Source organism: Pseudomonas sp. AM4(2022) (assembly GCF_036346515.1).
GTDB classification, from domain to species: Bacteria; Pseudomonadota; Gammaproteobacteria; order Pseudomonadales; family Pseudomonadaceae; genus Aquipseudomonas; species Aquipseudomonas paracarnis.
Genome location: NZ_JAOTNW010000003.1, coordinates 220,233 through 236,233, shown reverse-complemented (window position 1 = coordinate 236,233; position 16,001 = coordinate 220,233). Strand labels below are relative to the sequence as shown.

The window sequence follows — 16,001 nt, the reverse complement described above, 5'->3', positions numbered from 1 at the left end:
AGCTCTGTGCATCCCTTACCGATGGCAGGAGCTGCCCGATGTTCTCGACCTTCAAACGCTTGACCCTGGCCACCGCCGCCCTGGCCTTCGCTGCCCACGCAGCGGCGGCAGAGCTGAAACTGGACGTGTACAACCCAGGCGAAGCTGCGATCTTCCCGGTCAGCTCGGTGCTGGTGAGCGGCGAGAAAGACGCGATCCTGGTGGATGCGCAATTCGGCAAAGGCCAAGCCGAGCAGCTGGTGCAGAAGATCCGCGCCAGCGGCAAGCACCTGACCACCATCTACATCAGCCATGGCGACCCGGATTACTACTTCGGCCTCGACACCCTGACCACCGCTTTCCCCGACGCCAAGGTGCTGGCGCCGCAGCCGGTGGTCGACCATATCAACGCCACCGTCGCCGACAAGCTGGCCTTCTGGGGCCCGAAAATGGGCGCGGAAAAACCGGCCAAGACCCTTGTACCGCAGGTACTTAAAGGCCATAGCCTGACCCTGGAAGGACAGCAGCTTGAAGTGGTGGGCCTCGACGGCCCGCAGCCGGATCGCAGCTTTGTGTGGATCCCGTCGATCAAGGCCGTGGTCGGTGGTGTGGTGGTCGCTGAAAATATCCACGTGTGGATGGCCGATACCCAGAGCGCGCAATCCCATCAAGACTGGTTGGCTACCCTCAAGCGCATTGAAGACCTGAAACCGAGCACCGTGGTGCCGGGCCATTACCTGGGCACGCCGTCGCTGGCCTCGGTCAAGTTCACTGCCGATTACATCAAGGCCTTCGACCTCGAAACCGCCAAGGCCAAGGATTCCGCCGCCCTGATTGCGGCCATGAAAAAACGTTACCCCACCCTTGCCGACGAAAGCTCGCTGGAACTGAGCGCCAAAGTCGCCAAGGGCGAAATGAAGTGGTAATTGGCTTTAAACCTTAACCCTGTTGGAGAACATCATGAGCAAGATCGCAATCATTGGTGCCACCGGCCGTGCCGGTAGCCAACTGCTGGAAGAAGCGCTGCGTCGCGGGCATACCGTGACGGCCATCGCCCGTAATACCGACAAGCTGGCCGTGCGTCCTGGTGTTACGGTCAAACAGGTTGATGCCCTGGATGCCGAAGCCTTGCAACACGCCATCAGCGGCAGCGACGTGGTGCTCAGCGCCGCGCACTTCGCCACCCTCCCCGCCAGCGCCGTGATCGGCCCGGTGAAGAAGGCCGGGGTGAAACGTCTGTTGGTGGTCGGCGGCGCCGGTTCACTGCTGTTGCCCGGTGGCGGGCGCGTGATCGACAGCGAAGGGTTTCCGGCTGAATACAAAGCTGAAGCCAGTGCCGGAGCTGACTTCCTGGAGACGCTGCGCCAGGAAAAGGACCTTGATTGGACCTTCCTGTCGCCATCGGCCCTGTTCGACGGCACCCAGCGCACCGGCAACTTCCGCCTGGGCAAGGATGAGCTGCTGATGGACAGTGACGGCAATAGCTCGATCAGTTTTGCCGACTTCGCCATCGCCATGCTGGATGAAGTGGAAACACCGAAGCACTCGCGCCAGCGCTTTACGGTCGGTTACTGACCCAACGCTGGCTTGCCTTTTTTGTAGGAGCGAGCTTGCTCGCGAAAAACTCACAGGCGCCGCGTTCATTCAGGAAGTAGGCGTTATCGTTGACGTTTTTCGCGAGCAAGCTCGCTCCTACCTAGGGCGATGTACGGGCAAGCCAGCTCACGCACTGGCTTCCCTGACCAACCAATCCATCAGCTCGACCAACCCAACCGACGGTTCCTTCCCCGGCGGATACACCAGGTAATAGCCCATCCCCGTCGACACCCGCAGTTCAAACGGCATTGCCAACCGCCCGGCCTTCAGATCCTCGCCAATCAGCGCACTGTCGCCCATCGCCACCCCGGTGCCCTGGGACGCTACGGTCATTGCCAAGTCCAAGGTTTCGAAGTGATGCCGTTGGATGGGATCGCTCAAGCGGGTATTGGCAGCCTTGAGCCACAACGCCCAGTCGCGCTCGTCCCGTGTCGGGTGCAGCAGCAGGTGATGCTGCAAATCCTGCGGCGTATGCAGACTACCCAGCAACCCAGGTACGCAGACCGGTGTCAGGCGCTCGTCGAACAGATGCCGCGCCTCGGCCGACTGCTCGGCGATGGGCCCGTAGATCACCGCCGCGTCAAACTGTTCGCGACGAAAGTCGACGTTATAGGCCACCGTCGTGGTGAGCTCCACCGGCACATCCGGGCGCTCTTTTTGCCAGTGCAGCAAGCGCGGCAACAGCCAGCGCATCACGCAGGTGGACGCTTTGAGCTGCAAGGTTCGGCGCCGGTCACCGATGTGTTCCACCGCGTCAGCGAGCAAGCCAAACACCTGTTGCGCGCACGCCAACCATTCGCGCCCCTCCTCCGTCAGGCTCAAGCCCCGCGCCTGGCGCTGAAACAAGGCATAGCCCAACTGGCTTTCCAACCCGGCCACCTGCCGGCTCACCGCGCCCTGGGTGATGTGCAGGTGTTCGGCGGCGCGGGTGAAGTTGCAGCACTGGGCCGTGACCCAGAAGGTGTGCAACGCGGGTAACGGTGGGAGACGTTTCATTGGGGCGCAGCCATGACCGGAGGACATAGCGAGTATGACTTTTTATCCATTGTTGCCGCCACCGGCCAACCGCTCCAATAGCGCTTCGACCCCATCACAAGAGCGACCTGTATGGCGACCTGCGGCGAAGTATTGGTGCACCTCCTGGAACGCTACGGCGTGGACCACGTATTCGGCATTCCCGGCGTACACACCGTGGAGCTGTACCGGGGCTTGGCGCGCTCCAGTATTCGGCATGTCACCCCGCGCCACGAACAGGGCGCCGGCTTCATGGCCGACGGCTATGCGCGCACCCGTGGCAAGCCCGGCGTGTGCTTTATCATCACAGGCCCCGGCATGACCAATATCACCACAGCCATGGGCCAGGCCTATGCCGACTCGATCCCGATGCTGGTGATTTCCAGCGTGCAGGCACGCAGCCAGTTAGGCGGCGGGCGCGGCAAGTTGCACGAGCTGCCAAACCAGAGCGCGCTGGTGGCCGGGGTGGCGGCGTTCTCTCACACCCTGATGTCGGCGGCGGAACTGCCGGGCGTGCTGGCGCGGGCATTCGCGTTGTTCCAGGCCGGCCGGCCGCGCCCGGTGCATATCGAGATCCCCCTGGATGTGTTGGTGGAAAATGCCGACGCGTTGCTGGGCAGCACGCCAGTCAGCGTCGCCCGCGCTGGCGCGGCACCGGCGGCCGTGCAGCAGATGAGCCAGAGGCTGGCTGCGGCCAAGCGCCCGCTGATCCTGGCCGGTGGCGGCGCCATTGACGCCGCCGCCGAACTGACCCACCTCGCAGAAGCCCTCGGCGCGCCCGTGGCCCTGACCATTAACGCCAAGGGCCTGTTGCCCGCCGCGCACCCGCTGCTGATCGGCTCCACGCAAACACTGCTCGCCACCCGTGCCTTGGTGGCTGAAGCTGACGTGGTGCTGGCGATCGGCACGGAGTTGGCGGAGACCGACTACGACGTCAACTTCGCCGGTGGTTTCAACATTCCCGGTACGCTGCTGCGCATCGACATCGACCCGGACCAGGCCGTACGCAATTACCCACCCCAAGTGGCACTGGTGGCCGACGCACGCATCGCCACCCAGGCCCTGCTCACCGAAATCAACCGCCAGCCGCTGGCGCCGCGCACTACCGACTGGGGCACAGCACGCGTCGCTCGTTTATGGGCCGAGCTGGAACCTACGTGGGACGCTGCGACGCGTGCGCAAACCCGGTTTCTCAACGCCGTTCTGGAGGAACTGCCCGGCGTAGTGTTCGTGGGCGACTCCACTCAACCGGTGTACAGCGGCAACCTGACCCTGAACCTCGACCACCCGCGCCGCTGGTTCAACGCCTCTACCGGTTACGGCACCCTGGGTTATGCCCTGCCCGCCGCTATGGGTGCCTGGCTCGGGCGCGGCGATGGCCAACCGGTGGTGTGCCTGATCGGCGACGGCGGTTTGCAATTCACCCTGCCGGAACTGGCCAGCGCGGTGGAGGCCCGTACACCAGTGATCGTGCTGTTGTGGAATAACCAAGGCTATGAAGAGATCAAGAAGTACATGGTCAACCGTGACATCGAGCCGGTGGGTGTGGACATCTACACGCCGGACTTTATCGGTGTGGCCAAGGCTCTGGGCTGCGCGGCACAAAGCGTCCATGGCATTGAAGGGTTGCGCACTGCTTTACGTGCCGCCGCTGATCGCCAGGGGCCGACGCTGCTTGAAATCGACCAGGGGCAGTGGGAGTTGACGAGTCTGTAATCCCGGCCTGACAGCCCACCCATATCTCCCCGACGCCCCGCGATCAAATTGTGGGAGCGGGCTTGCTCGCGAAGGCGGCCTGACAGCCGACGCCCACTGCGCGCTTACCTCACCACTCGGCATCCGCATTTTTTCAATAACCCCTGCGACTTTCTGATTTGCCCCGCTGCACGCTCCATGGCCTGATTCGCCCTTGTTCATTCAAGGCAGGCCCATGGAAAACGTTCAGACAAAATCCACCACCGCCGTATGGCTGATGATCAGCGTGGTGCTCGTCGCCCTCAATTTGCGTCCGTCGATGGCGGCCGTGGGGCCTTTATTGGCGTCGATTCGCGCGGATGTGCCGCTCAGTTTCAGCAGCGCAGCCTTACTGACCATGTTGCCAGTCATGGCCATGGGCCTGGCGATGTTCTTTGGCATGGGCCTGGCCAAGCGCGTGGGCGAGCATCGCAGCATTGTGGCGTCGCTGCTGGTGATTGGGCTGGCGACTGTGTCGCGGCTGTTCCTGGATTCGGCACTGGAGCTGATCGTGAGTGCCATTGCGGCGGGTGTCGGCATTGCGCTGATCCAGGCGTTGATGCCGGCGCTGATCAAGTCCCGGTTCAGCGCCAATGTCTCGTTATTCATGGGCCTGTATGTCACCGCGATCATGGGCGGCGCGGCCCTGGCTGCTTCGTTCTCGCCGTTGGTGCAAACCCAGACCGGCAGCTGGCGTATCGGTCTGGCGATCTGGGCGATGCTGGCGTTGTTGGCCCTGGTGTTCTGGTATGCACAGCGTTCGGCCCTGCCGCCATTGCCTCAAGCCGGTTCGGGGCCCCAGGAGGCATTTTTCAGCAACCGTCGTGCCTGGTTGCTGGCGGTCTTTTTTGGCCTCGGCACCGCGTCCTACACCTGTGTGCTGGCGTGGCTGGCGCCGTACTACGTCGAGCAGGGTTGGAGTGAACAGAATGCCGGTTTGCTGCTGGGTTTCTTGACCGCCATGGAGGTGATCTCCGGCCTGGTCAGTCCGGCCATCGCCAACCGCCGCCAAGATAAACGCGGCGTGGTAGCGGTGCTGCTGGTGCTGATCATCCTGGGGTTCTGCGGCCTCATTCTCAGCCCCCAACACTGGAGCCTGTTGTGGCCCTGCCTGCTCGGCCTGGGAATTGGCGGCCTGTTCCCGATGAGCCTGATCCTGTCCCTGGACCACCTCGACAACCCGCGCCGTGCCGGAGGCCTTACCGCGTTTGTGCAGGGCATCGGTTATCTGATCGCCGGCCTGTCGCCACTGATCGCCGGCATGATCCGCGACCAGTTGGGCAGCTTCGAATGGGCCTGGTGGTCGTTAATGGCAGTGAGCGGGCTGATGCTGCTGATCGTGATGCGTTTCAACCCGGTGCATTACGCACGGCATATCCGCTGACGTCGTATTACAAACATTTTTTGTCCCACACAAAACATTGAAGGGTCCTACAGAGCTTTCTATTGGTACGAGCGTTCCGTTAACATTTTGCTCAGTCTTGTACTGAGTTCGGTACAAAGGGTTTACGGACGAAACCGATGCTAAACAGTAACTTGCTCAGAAAGCTTGATATGCAGGATTTGATGGTGTTTATCGCCGTCTACGACCAGAGCAGCGTTACCGAGGTGTCTGAAACGCTGTTCGTCAGCCAGTCCACCGTGAGCTATAGCCTGAAGAAGCTGCGCACCAGCTTTGAAGATGAGCTGTTTATCAACACCCGCGCAGGCATGCGTCCTACGTACAAGGCCACCACCATGTACGAGCATGTGCAGAAGATTCTGGAAAGCATCAACCTGTGCCACGCCGGTGGCCAGGCGTTCGACCCGACCCAACAGGCGGTGACCTTCAACGTGTGTGCGCCGGAATATTTCGAACAGTTGATCCTGCCGCGCCTGTTGAAGCGCTTCGACCATGCCGACCTGCCGGTGATCGTCAACGTGCAGAAGCTGGAAACCGACATCCCCGCCGACGACCTGCGTGAAGGTCGCCTGGACCTGGTGATCTGCTTCGGCCCGCACTTTCACCGCGCCCATAAAGACTTCAAGACCCAGATGCTGTTGGAGGACGATTTGGTCTGCGTGTGCGACCAACGCTCGGCACCCAGGGAGCCGGCGTTCAGCCTGCAATCCTTCGTTGAGCGGCGCCACGTATTCCCCACGCCGTGGACCTCCGACACCAACATGATCGACGGCTGGCTAGCCCGCCAGGCGCGCAAGCGCCAGGTGATCGCGCGGGCCAACAGCTACAGCGCGGCATTGAAGATGATTGCCGGCACCGACTTCATCGTCACCCTGCCCCGCCGCGTGCAAAAGTTGCTGGCGCCAGCGCCGGCATTCGGTGTTTGCGAAGCACCTAACGGTTTGCCGGGGTTCACCCTGGATATGCAGTGGAACGAAACCAGTGGGCAGGACAGCGCTAATACTTGGTTTCGGGAGCAAGTGGTGAAGGTGTGTGCGGATCAGGGTTTGTTGTAGGAACGCGCCTGCTCAAGCTCTCCACACCCTAATCAAATAGCCAGTGACGTTCGGCGCTTAGTGACAGCCTGCGACGCGTCATCCCGAGCGACAGGGTAATCGGTATGGCAGGCGGCTATCACTTTGACCATCCAGGCCAGAAACTGCTTTACGGCACCTGAACGCTCACGCCCCGGCACGCACACGGCTGAAAACTGCGCGCCCGGAATCTTGATGTCGGGTCTGTAAGGAATCAGCAATCCATTCGCAACATAGTCTGCCGCCAAGACCGTGCTCGCCAGCGTCAAGCCATGCCCCGCAATAGCGGCCTGGAGCGCAAAATGCTCATCGTTGTATTCACGATAGACCGCGTTTGATAGCCAACTCTCATGATTCGCAGCCGCGCACCAGGACGCCCAACTAATTGAAGCGGGCGATGCCGTAGCCCAACGTATATTTATAAGTTTCAACGAAGCTTCAGCTTCTTCTTGCTTCCAATGGGCGTGGGAGAAAACACCAAACTGTTCGCGCATAAGCGCGTGGCTGTACAAGTCTGGAAAATCGCGAAACCCACAACGAATAGCTAAATCAACAGATGAGTCACGAAATAAATCCACCACTTCATTACTGGTTTCAACACTGACATGAATGTCTGGATGTTCACTATAAAATTTCGCCAGCCGAGGAATCAACCATAAAGACGCAAATGCCGGCGTGGTAGAAACTCGGAGTGTGTTGGAGTCGGCGGGTGGCTTAAGCAACGACATACTACTGCTTATATCCAAAAAAGAAAGATGCACCTTTGAATATAGCCTCTCACCGTTCGCAGTGAGTTGAACACCATGAGGAGTGCGTACAAAAAGCATACTGCCCAATAAGTTTTCAAGTGTTTTTATTTGTTGTGATACTGCCGCTGGGGTGACAAACAACTCCGCGGAGGCTGCTTTAAACCCACCGAGTCTTGCAGCAGATTCAAATGCACGAATGGCTGTCAACGGCAATTTTGCGAACATTAATCAATCCCCCTTCCATGGTAAAAAAACTAAGCCAGGCTTACTTTATCTGATTTGCCTTCGCTTTCATAGAAGTGAATTCTAGGCTACGCCACCTAGCCTGTAACAGGAGGCGCGCCGATCGAGAATGTCGAGTGCTTACTGACAGCGCTTGCGGGTTGACGGAGTTCCTTAGTCTAAATAAATGACACTGGCCTATATACGGTCTATCCCTGAGTGCACTTCAGCATTCATGGAGTAGGTCTCGTTGCGCCTTTTTTAGAGCAAATGGTGCATCCATGGAAAAGAACATACCTATCATTGACGTCGGTAGTTTGACGCAGGGCGCAGAGATATCACCACGTCTAATAAAGGAAATCGACAACGCGTGCAGGGAGGTCGGATTCTTCACCGTCGTCAATCACGGTGTAGATGACACGCTTATTTCAACTGTCTTCTCTCAAATACAATCGTTTTTCGACCTGCCTGTTCAGGCCAAGGAGAAAATCGAAATTCATAAATCTCCCTATATGCGTGGCTACTTTAGCGAAGGCGCTGATAAGTCGGATGGCATATTGGGCGATGTCAAAGAGGGTTTTGACATGGCAGCGGACTTGTCGCTTGACGACGAGTTCGTAAAAGCCAAATTACCTTTTTACGGCCCCAATGTATGGCCAGAGGAATTGCCCGACTTCAAGCTTGCGATGACGGAATATCACTCGCAAATGCTCGCGTTCGGAAAAAAACTGCTTAACGTGTTTGCCCTTGCGCTGAATATGCCGATCGATTACTTCGATGATAAATTCAAGAAGCCGATGGCACAATTGAGAGTCCTGCGTTATCCCTCCACTCAATACACGCAGGGAGCGCCGATGGGTGCTGGAGAGCATACAGACTTCGGCTGGATAACCATGATCTCGGAAAGTGCCACCGGGGGGTTGGAGGTACAGAGTGCTCACGGCACCTGGATCAAAGTCAAACCCATCCCAAATGCCTTTGTCGTCAATGTCGGAGATCTAATGTCTCGCTGGACGAATGACCGTTACAAGGCAACGCTGCATCGAGTGATAAATACCTCTGGCAAATTACGTCACTCGGCGGCCTTTTTTATGGATCCAGACTACACCGCCAAAGTGGAGTGCCTGCCCAGCTGTTGCGCAGAGGGCAGTCCTGCGAAATACAGAGCGATCATAGCGGGTGAGTACATGGACCAGAGGTTCTTGGAAACCACCACATTTCGTGAACTTGAACCCAACTAGTAGGAGCATTGAACGTGCTAGGTAAAGAATACACATTCTATCTATCAGCGATCGTAGCGATACTGGGCACCGTGGGCTATCACATGCTCATGAAGAAAATACCGTCTACGATCAACCCCTTGGTTTCAATTGTCAGTATTTATGTGGCGATCGTTATCCTGTCCACCTTGATGTTGCCGTTTTTTTTGGGCAGTGGAACGTTACTCGCGGGCTTGAAGCAAATGACCTGGCTTCAGGGAGGCATCGCGTTTTGCATCTTAATGATGGAAATCGGCTTCTTGATGATGTATCGCAGTGGCTGGGACCTCAGCACGGGCAATATCGTTACCGGCGCCATTATCAATATTGCGCTCGGCTTCATCGGAGTATTTCTGCTTAAAGAAGGACTCTCCTATTTAAACATTGCCGGTGTTTTATTGTGCATCGTCGGCGTGATACTGATCGGCTACAAATCCAGTAGCGGCGATCAACCCTCGGGCGCGGATACTCACGCTACGGTCTCGCTAGTGCCGCCTTCACTGGCGCCAGAAGCAACAGCAAAAGAACCCTAGACACCCGCACACCTGCACTACATCTTTGGCATTGTGTGCGCACACATATTCGAACCCCGCCGTGAGTTCCACATGCGCACGGAAGTGATCACGCCTGCCCAGGCTTGATCCGCTGTTCAATGCTAGCCCCCAAACCAGGTCAATAAGCGTTTCAGTGAATTTTGCTCTTGAAGGTGATGAGATGTCTTTACTGTATGCTGATAATTATCTGCGCGCCATCAAAGACGCCAACGTGAAAACCCTGCTTATTTCAATAGCTAAAGAGCGAAAACTATTGCCATCGGTGGTGATACTAAGTGTGATAGCAACCTTCACTGTATGGGGCATATTCCTGGCATATACTCAACAGATCGTTGCGGCACTCGGTGCGATTATCTTAATTGCCCTTGCGAAAATCTGGTCCTGGTACCTGAGCCACGATTGCGCGCACAATTCTGTTTTCAAGTCGAAGAAAGTCAATGCTGTCGTCGGAGAGCTGCTGTCTTTCCTTAACGGCCTTTCTTTCTTTTCATTTGAAGCCTATAGAAAAGATCATGTTCGCCATCATGCCGAAAAAATTGATATTGGTGGGTTCGATAGTGGTCACTTTGCTGTCGCTCATCCAAGGCTGTTTAGTGCGATCATTGTTGCAGAAAAAATATACCTTCCCGCCTTCTACTATTTGATCAAGCTTACCAATATTTACGCTGTGATATTTAGTGGCAGCAGGCGCGAGGTTGCAAGGGGTATTGGAAGCCTGTGCATTTACGTTGTAGCCTTCGCTACGTTTGCCCGGTTCTCCCTGATGGTTGTGCTGGTATGGCAAGCCTCCTCCTTCCTGAGGATACACATCGTACGATTCGTCGACTGTTTCCAGCATTCTTTCCAGCAGGTGTATACGCAGGGAGAAAAGCTAACCCATGGAAAACACTACGAAATCAAAAACACTTTCTCCGTACCGGTGGCAAGAAAGTTTACCTTCCTCAATCTGATTATTTTGAATTTTGGTTACCACGCGGCCCACCACTGCTTTCCAACGTGCCCTTGGTATATGTTGCCACAACTTGAAGCCGCAATAATCAAACAGTTGAGGCTTTACGGAGTATCTGACACAAGAGAAGAAAGCACGCCATTCTTCAACTTCTTGACTGCCTATCATCGTGGGCGATTATCAAGAATCATCAGCACCGATGAAGGACAACCCTATGATGCTGATGGCCAATTTAACACCCATCATTTCACCGGTGCGTACACAGATAAGCTCTTAGGTTGAGTCACCCACTCAGGTCGGGCCTTATCAATGTTTGGAAACTGTCAGATCGTGGTTAAGGAGACCCCACCTCGGCGCTTGAAAGTCGTAATTTACTTATAACTTAACTCATGACAAATCAATCAGATCTTTAAAGGAGTGCGTGTGGACGATTCATGTGCAGACGCCAACAGCTTCTGGCTGACGGCCGTTGAAAAAGAGAGTATTCGGGACGCGCTCATAGACATTTGTTACGAGCCAACGGGAGGGCGAGACTACATTCACCTCATTCGCATGACCGCTTATCAAAAGTTTCCCGCGCGACTTCTAAAAAAGCTTGAATCACTTAAAGATGACGATGCTTCTTATTGTGTATTTGAGAATTTTCCGATTGATGACACATTTGGCAGCCCGCAAGGCGACGCTAATAGCTTGAACTTCAAAAGTGGTTACCTTTCTGAAAATGTGCTGGTTGCCCTGGGCAGTTTGATAGCGGAGCCCTACTCCATCAAGCATGAGGGGCCAAAACTGGTCAATGACTTGGTACCGCATCCGGAGGCCGTAGGCGAGTATACCGGCAACGGTTCGGACCTGGAGTTGGACCTGCACACCGAAAATGCCTTTCAGGCTTATGACTCCCGTGGAGACACCTCGCCGCTGGCTCTTTTGCTTCTCGGCGTTCGCGGTGACCCTGCCGGGGTGGGCCCGAAAACCTGGGTTGCCGATGCGAGGGAAGCCCTTCAGGTTCTGGAACAGGCCGATATTGAAATCCTATATGGCAAACATTTCATCATTCGTCAGCCCTACCGCTGGAGGAACAGTACCGCAGGCGCGAAAGAAACTCATGTATATCCAATTCTGAGCGGCCCGCTGACTCACCCTAGAGTCACTGCCGCGTTTTACCCGGACATGGTAATTGCCGCTGATCACGAAGCACAAAATACCCTGTTGAGGTTTTACAACGCGCTTAAAAGCGTAGCGCGGCCGCTGGACATTCAACCTGGCAAGTTGGTGTACATCAACAATCGTTTCATGCTCCATTCGCGTGATAAGTTCACCCCCAGTTTCGATCCAGAGGGGCATGCATATCGTTGGATCCAGCGTTTATTCATCACTAACAACTTGTGGAACTTCCGTTCATTCAACAAGTGTGGTGCGCGAATCTTCGAACCCGTTACTCGATGATATAAAGAGATAAATTAAATGTCGAACCATACGCCCTATACGTCAATCATTCATAATATAGGCACTTTCCTCACGGGTGATCTCGCGACTCCACTCATTACAGCGGATACCCTCGTCAGTGTTGATGGAATCATCACCTACGTTGGTCAGGCAGTAGATGTAGATTTTTCACACGCAGACCTGCTGATTGACGCCAAACAGAGCACGGTCATGCCAGGCTTGATCGACAACCACACTCACCCGACCCTGGGTGAGTACAGCCCGCGCTCTGGCAACCACAATTGGATCTGGCACTCCTTGCAGGGCGGCGTGACGACCATGATCTCTGCCGGGGAAGTGCACGTTCCGGGGCTACCGACCGACAGGGTCGGTACTATCGCCATGGCAATCGCAGCGCAACGCTCTTTCTCCAACGCACGCCCTAGCGGAATAAAAATGGAAGCCGGCGCGCCACTGCTCAACGACGAATTTTCGGATCAGGACTTCGCCGAAATGGTTGCGCAAGGCATCAACCAACTGGGAGAGGTCGGGATAGGCCCTGTCAAATCAGTCAGTCGTGCAGCTGAATTGGTCAAAATGGCTCGCAAACACGGCATGACCTCGATTACCCACACGGGCGGCCCTTCAATTTCTACCTCCCAGAGCATGGGCGCAGAAGAGATCCTTGAAATTGCGCCCGATATCATCGGGCATATCAATGGCGGCTATACCGCACTGGCACCAAGCCAAATCAGATGCCTGTGCGAAGGCTGTCTGGGTGCCTTGGAAATCGTACATAACGGGAACGAGTTCGCGGCGGTCACCACCCTGAATTACGCACGAGAAATGAACCAGCTGGATCGCATCGTCATTGGCACAGATTCTCCTGCCGGATGTGGGGTTCCCGCGCTTGGCATGCTCAGGGCAATTGCCTTGCTCAGTAGTTTCGGCGACGTACCACCGGAAAAGGCCGTCTGCTTCGCAACGGGTAACACCGCCAAGGTGCGAAAGTTGAATCGCGGGATTCTGGGCGTCGGAAGAGAAGCCGACATTCTGATCGCCTGCGGGCCTCTGGGAGGAGCGCAACCCAGCGTACTTGGAAGTTTCAGCAGTGGTGACCTTCCAAGTATTACCTCGATTCTGATCGATGGGCGCCTGGTCGTGAGGCAATCCAGGAACTCGCCACCGCCATCTGTCACACCTGAAATAACTCTGCGTACCTAATAGCAGCGTCCCGAAAGGGACGTCGCCTCGAGAGCACTCATATGCATAGAATTCTGCCCGAAATTACGCGCAGAGGGCCTACCGTACTCGCATGCGGTTGCGCAATTGGATTGGCTATTCCCTATCTTGCAGACTTGGCGAGGCCGTTGCTCCCCGTCATGGTTTTCATATTTGTCCTGGGCACTCTCCTGCGTATTAACAACGCTGAAGTCATCACGGCAGCAAGAAACTTGAAAATATCCCTGATATTTCCAGCCCTGATGGTGGTGGCTTGCCCTTATATTTTTGGAATGCTTTCGCTTTACCTCACCGGCAATCAAGAACTGTCCCTTGCGATAGCCATCGCTGTTGCCGCCCCGCCCGCCAGCGGAAATGCAGCCGTCGCGAGAATGCTCGGGCTTGACCCTTCCATGTCGTTGGTGACTGCACTCTGCTCAATGGCAATTATCCCTGTCACCGCTCCGCTGATACTCCACCTATTCGCTGATGGCCTTTCACTCTCCTTGAACCCTGTTGATCTGGCGATCAGACTGGCCGTGTTGATAGGAGGCGCCGAAGGCGCTGCTATTTTGATACGTCGTTTTTCGCACACCTTCGTCGCCACGCACGGCCTGGCTATTGACGGTATTGTCGTCATCGCGCTTTTCCTCTTTGCAGTAGGCACGATGGCGGGCATGCAGCAGGTAATTCTGGAGACCCCTTCGCTGGCCATCTCAATGATCGCTATCGCCTACTGCATCAACATCTGCCTGCAACTCCTCATGGGCTGTTTATATCCCGGGTCATTGATCTCCAAGTTCACCATGGCCCTCAACGGTGGCAATAGAAATGTTGGTCTATTATGGTCTGCTCTTGGTGTCAGCATATCGCCCACAATGGCGTTGTATTTTGCATGCTGCCAACTGCCTATTCACACCATGCCGAAGATACTGCAGTTTGTTTTACCCAAAATTGAAAGCTATTTGAACAAACTGGTTTTAAGCAAGAATCGAATCTGAGCTATTACCGTCTGGAACTGCATAAAAATGATACTCACGCCAGAAACTATCAGGCAGATTGCCGAACGCTCTTCTCTGGAGTCTACTGCCTGCTCTTGTGTTCGGGGCTTGTCGCAGGGGTGGGAAACCTTACCCAAAACACTTGAGGCGAGCAGCCTATTGCGCTTCATAGGCGAAATCTCGACCGATAGGGCACATGAACTCAGTCTTGAGGAATACCACCCGAACGGTACCCATTTCTGGTCTGAAGACGCGCCTATCTGCTTTGACTTCTTTCCTTATAATATTTCAAGCATCTGGGGCTGTAAGTGTTGCTCGCGAGCATTCCTCAGGTTTACAGAAGCAGGCGCCTATCACTCCGAGCAACGCATCCGTATTTTGCGTGCGTCGCTGATTAGCAATCCCATTCAAGAAGAGCACGTTAAGGATTAGCCGTTCTTGAGCCGCCCCCCTGCCCATAGCACGGATATAAGCCTCAGGCTTTATTCGCTACCAACCCGCGATCACTCATGAATGCCTCCAGCCGCGAGCGCATCCAGCGTTCCGCCGGGTCGGTGTCGACATGGCTGAGCCACACCATCGACAAATCCAGGGTCGGGGTTTCGAACGGGAACGGCTCGCAGAACAGGTTCCCGCTGGCGGCCATGGCCTGGGCGGTGTAATCCGGCAGGCTGGCGATCATGTCGGTGCCGGCAAGCAAGGCCGGCAACGAGCTGTATTGCGGCACCGAGAGCACTACATGGCGTTTGCGGCCTACCTCTGCCAGCCACTCATCGGCAAACCCGGCGACGTTGGCGGTGTGGGACACCAGCACGTGGGGCCGTGCGCAATATTCGTCGAGGGTCAGCGGTGTGTCCGAGGCATCGGCGCGCAGCAGGCACGGACGGATGTGCCGCAACAGCTTACGCTTGGCATTGGCAGGCAACCCACGGGTCTGGGTGATGCCGACGGTAATATCGCCGGAAGCCAACAGGTCGGGAATACGCCAGTAATCCACATGCTGCACCACAAACACCACCTGCGGCGCCTCCTGGCGCAAGGCGCGCAGCAAGGGTGGCAGCAGGCCGAACTCCACGTCATCGGACAGGCCGATACGGAAAGTCATGGTGCTGATGGACGGGTCGAAATCATGGGTCAGGCTCAGGGCCGAAGACAGCGAGTCCAGGGCTGGCGACAGGTGCTGGATGATCTCCTCGGCGCGCGCCGTAGGCTCCATGCGATGGCCGACACGAATAAACAGTGGGTCGTTGAACAGGGTACGCAGGCGGTTGAGGGCCGAGCTGATGGTCGGTTGGCCGAGAAACAGCTTCTCCGCCACCCGCGTCACATTGCGCTCGAGCATCAGTGCTTCGAAGACCACCATCAGGTTGATGTCGGCCTTGCGTAATTCATTGCGATTCATCGGCGCCTGCCCCTTTCCCCAAGACAAGCGGCAGTGTAGGAAGGCTGCGGGGCTGCGTCTATGTGCGTACTGCTCAATAAGCGGGTTGGGGACGGTAAATCTGCGTGTGAAGGTTGCCGCTGCGCATAAAAATGTGGGAGCGGGCTTGCTCGCGAAGGCGGTGTGTCAGTCAACGGAGTCGTCGGCTGATCCACCGCCTTCGCGAGCAAGCCCGCTCCCACAGTTAGACCGCGTTTTACCCGATGATCAAGGCTTGAGCGGACGCTCCTGGTCACGCTCGGAAAGCTCTGTGCCGTCGTCCGGGTGCTTCCAGGTTTGCGGCTTTTCGTCTTCGCGCTGCCGCCGGGGTTCTTCACGCTCCGGCTCATTGTGCTGCTTCTGTTCGTTCCCCATAACGTCTCCGCCCATAAGAATTGGACACAGC

The 16,001-nt window shown here is 56.3% G+C and carries 15 protein-coding genes; 11 read left to right on the top strand and 4 right to left on the bottom strand.

Annotated features, from left to right (window positions below; all coding sequences use genetic code 11):
* Nucleotides 1–38: 38 nt before the first annotated feature.
* Both ODQ19_RS05845 and ODQ19_RS05840 read left to right on the top strand, forming a co-directional pair.
* Complete coding sequence (locus ODQ19_RS05845) at nucleotides 39–905, top strand: MBL fold metallo-hydrolase (protein WP_330209550.1); 867 nt, start codon at nucleotides 39–41, stop codon at nucleotides 903–905.
* Nucleotides 906–939: 34 nt separating this feature from the next.
* On the top strand, nucleotides 940–1,554 hold the full coding sequence (locus ODQ19_RS05840) for an NAD(P)-dependent oxidoreductase (protein WP_330209549.1): 615 nt from the start codon (nucleotides 940–942) through the stop codon (nucleotides 1,552–1,554).
* 147 nt (nucleotides 1,555–1,701) lie between these two features.
* On the opposite strand, the gene ODQ19_RS05835 is transcribed toward ODQ19_RS05840, so the two are convergent.
* Nucleotides 1,702–2,571: a LysR substrate-binding domain-containing protein gene (locus ODQ19_RS05835; RefSeq protein ID WP_330209548.1), complete on the bottom strand. Its 870-nt coding sequence runs from the start codon at nucleotides 2,569–2,571 to the stop codon at nucleotides 1,702–1,704.
* A 111-nt stretch (nucleotides 2,572–2,682) separates the two neighbouring features.
* Here ODQ19_RS05835 and ODQ19_RS05830 point away from each other — a divergent pair, with 111 nt between their 5' ends.
* From ODQ19_RS05830 to ODQ19_RS05820, 3 genes are all read left to right on the top strand, one after another.
* A complete protein-coding gene (locus tag ODQ19_RS05830) occupies nucleotides 2,683–4,305 on the top strand; it encodes a 5-guanidino-2-oxopentanoate decarboxylase (protein WP_330209547.1) in 1,623 nt (540 codons plus the stop codon).
* A 214-nt stretch (nucleotides 4,306–4,519) separates the two neighbouring features.
* The gene (locus ODQ19_RS05825) at nucleotides 4,520–5,707 is read left to right on the top strand and encodes a cyanate transporter (RefSeq protein WP_330209546.1); all 1,188 of its coding nucleotides are present in this window, start codon (nucleotides 4,520–4,522) and stop codon (nucleotides 5,705–5,707) included.
* A 137-nt stretch (nucleotides 5,708–5,844) separates the two neighbouring features.
* Nucleotides 5,845–6,780 carry a LysR family transcriptional regulator gene (locus ODQ19_RS05820; RefSeq protein ID WP_116665150.1) on the top strand — a complete coding sequence of 312 codons (936 nt, stop codon included), beginning with the start codon at nucleotides 5,845–5,847 and terminating at the stop codon, nucleotides 6,778–6,780.
* Between the two features lie 32 nt (nucleotides 6,781–6,812).
* On the opposite strand, the gene ODQ19_RS05815 is transcribed toward ODQ19_RS05820, so the two are convergent.
* Nucleotides 6,813–7,772: a LysR substrate-binding domain-containing protein gene (locus tag ODQ19_RS05815; protein ID WP_116665151.1), complete on the bottom strand. Its 960-nt coding sequence runs from the start codon at nucleotides 7,770–7,772 to the stop codon at nucleotides 6,813–6,815.
* 278 nt (nucleotides 7,773–8,050) lie between these two features.
* Here ODQ19_RS05815 and ODQ19_RS05810 point away from each other — a divergent pair, with 278 nt between their 5' ends.
* From ODQ19_RS05810 to ODQ19_RS05785, 6 genes are all read left to right on the top strand, one after another.
* A complete protein-coding gene (locus tag ODQ19_RS05810; protein ID WP_330209545.1) occupies nucleotides 8,051–9,010 on the top strand; it encodes an isopenicillin N synthase family dioxygenase in 960 nt (319 codons plus the stop codon).
* 14 nt (nucleotides 9,011–9,024) lie between these two features.
* Nucleotides 9,025–9,561, top strand: a complete 537-nt coding sequence (locus tag ODQ19_RS05805; protein WP_116665153.1) for a hypothetical protein — start codon at nucleotides 9,025–9,027, stop codon at nucleotides 9,559–9,561.
* Nucleotides 9,562–9,742: 181 nt separating this feature from the next.
* Nucleotides 9,743–10,813: a fatty acid desaturase family protein gene (locus ODQ19_RS05800; protein ID WP_330209544.1), complete on the top strand. Its 1,071-nt coding sequence runs from the start codon at nucleotides 9,743–9,745 to the stop codon at nucleotides 10,811–10,813.
* Between the two features lie 141 nt (nucleotides 10,814–10,954).
* Nucleotides 10,955–11,974: a TauD/TfdA family dioxygenase gene (locus ODQ19_RS05795; RefSeq protein WP_330209543.1), complete on the top strand. Its 1,020-nt coding sequence runs from the start codon at nucleotides 10,955–10,957 to the stop codon at nucleotides 11,972–11,974.
* A gap of 18 nt (nucleotides 11,975–11,992) precedes the next feature.
* A complete protein-coding gene (locus ODQ19_RS05790; RefSeq protein ID WP_330209542.1) occupies nucleotides 11,993–13,177 on the top strand; it encodes an amidohydrolase family protein in 1,185 nt (394 codons plus the stop codon).
* Between the two features lie 41 nt (nucleotides 13,178–13,218).
* Nucleotides 13,219–14,175 carry a hypothetical protein gene (locus ODQ19_RS05785; protein WP_330209541.1) on the top strand — a complete coding sequence of 319 codons (957 nt, stop codon included), beginning with the start codon at nucleotides 13,219–13,221 and terminating at the stop codon, nucleotides 14,173–14,175.
* A gap of 475 nt (nucleotides 14,176–14,650) precedes the next feature.
* Here ODQ19_RS05785 and ODQ19_RS05780 read toward each other — a convergent pair whose 3' ends face one another.
* Both ODQ19_RS05780 and ODQ19_RS05775 read right to left on the bottom strand, forming a co-directional pair.
* Nucleotides 14,651–15,577: a LysR substrate-binding domain-containing protein gene (locus tag ODQ19_RS05780; protein ID WP_003189553.1), complete on the bottom strand. Its 927-nt coding sequence runs from the start codon at nucleotides 15,575–15,577 to the stop codon at nucleotides 14,651–14,653.
* A gap of 246 nt (nucleotides 15,578–15,823) precedes the next feature.
* A complete protein-coding gene (locus ODQ19_RS05775; RefSeq protein WP_165861633.1) occupies nucleotides 15,824–15,970 on the bottom strand; it encodes a hypothetical protein in 147 nt (48 codons plus the stop codon).
* Nucleotides 15,971–16,001 lie beyond the last annotated feature (31 nt).

Bases quoted from the DNA above. Each gene is read 5' to 3' on its own strand.
- ODQ19_RS05845 (WP_330209550.1), top strand. From the start codon at position 39: ATGTTCTCGACCTTCAAACGCTTGACCCTGGCCACCGCCGCCCTGGCC.
- ODQ19_RS05840 (WP_330209549.1), top strand. From the start codon at position 940: ATGAGCAAGATCGCAATCATTGGTGCCACCGGCCGTGCCGGTAGCCAA.
- ODQ19_RS05835 (WP_330209548.1), bottom strand. From the start codon at position 2,571: ATGAAACGTCTCCCACCGTTACCCGCGTTGCACACCTTCTGGGTCACG.
- ODQ19_RS05830 (WP_330209547.1), top strand. From the start codon at position 2,683: ATGGCGACCTGCGGCGAAGTATTGGTGCACCTCCTGGAACGCTACGGC.
- ODQ19_RS05825 (WP_330209546.1), top strand. From the start codon at position 4,520: ATGGAAAACGTTCAGACAAAATCCACCACCGCCGTATGGCTGATGATC.
- ODQ19_RS05820 (WP_116665150.1), top strand. From the start codon at position 5,845: ATGCTAAACAGTAACTTGCTCAGAAAGCTTGATATGCAGGATTTGATG.
- ODQ19_RS05815 (WP_116665151.1), bottom strand. From the start codon at position 7,772: ATGTTCGCAAAATTGCCGTTGACAGCCATTCGTGCATTTGAATCTGCT.
- ODQ19_RS05810 (WP_330209545.1), top strand. From the start codon at position 8,051: ATGGAAAAGAACATACCTATCATTGACGTCGGTAGTTTGACGCAGGGC.
- ODQ19_RS05800 (WP_330209544.1), top strand. From the start codon at position 9,743: ATGTCTTTACTGTATGCTGATAATTATCTGCGCGCCATCAAAGACGCC.
- ODQ19_RS05790 (WP_330209542.1), top strand. From the start codon at position 11,993: ATGTCGAACCATACGCCCTATACGTCAATCATTCATAATATAGGCACT.
- ODQ19_RS05785 (WP_330209541.1), top strand. From the start codon at position 13,219: ATGCATAGAATTCTGCCCGAAATTACGCGCAGAGGGCCTACCGTACTC.
- ODQ19_RS05780 (WP_003189553.1), bottom strand. From the start codon at position 15,577: ATGAATCGCAATGAATTACGCAAGGCCGACATCAACCTGATGGTGGTC.
- ODQ19_RS05775 (WP_165861633.1), bottom strand. From the start codon at position 15,970: ATGGGGAACGAACAGAAGCAGCACAATGAGCCGGAGCGTGAAGAACCC.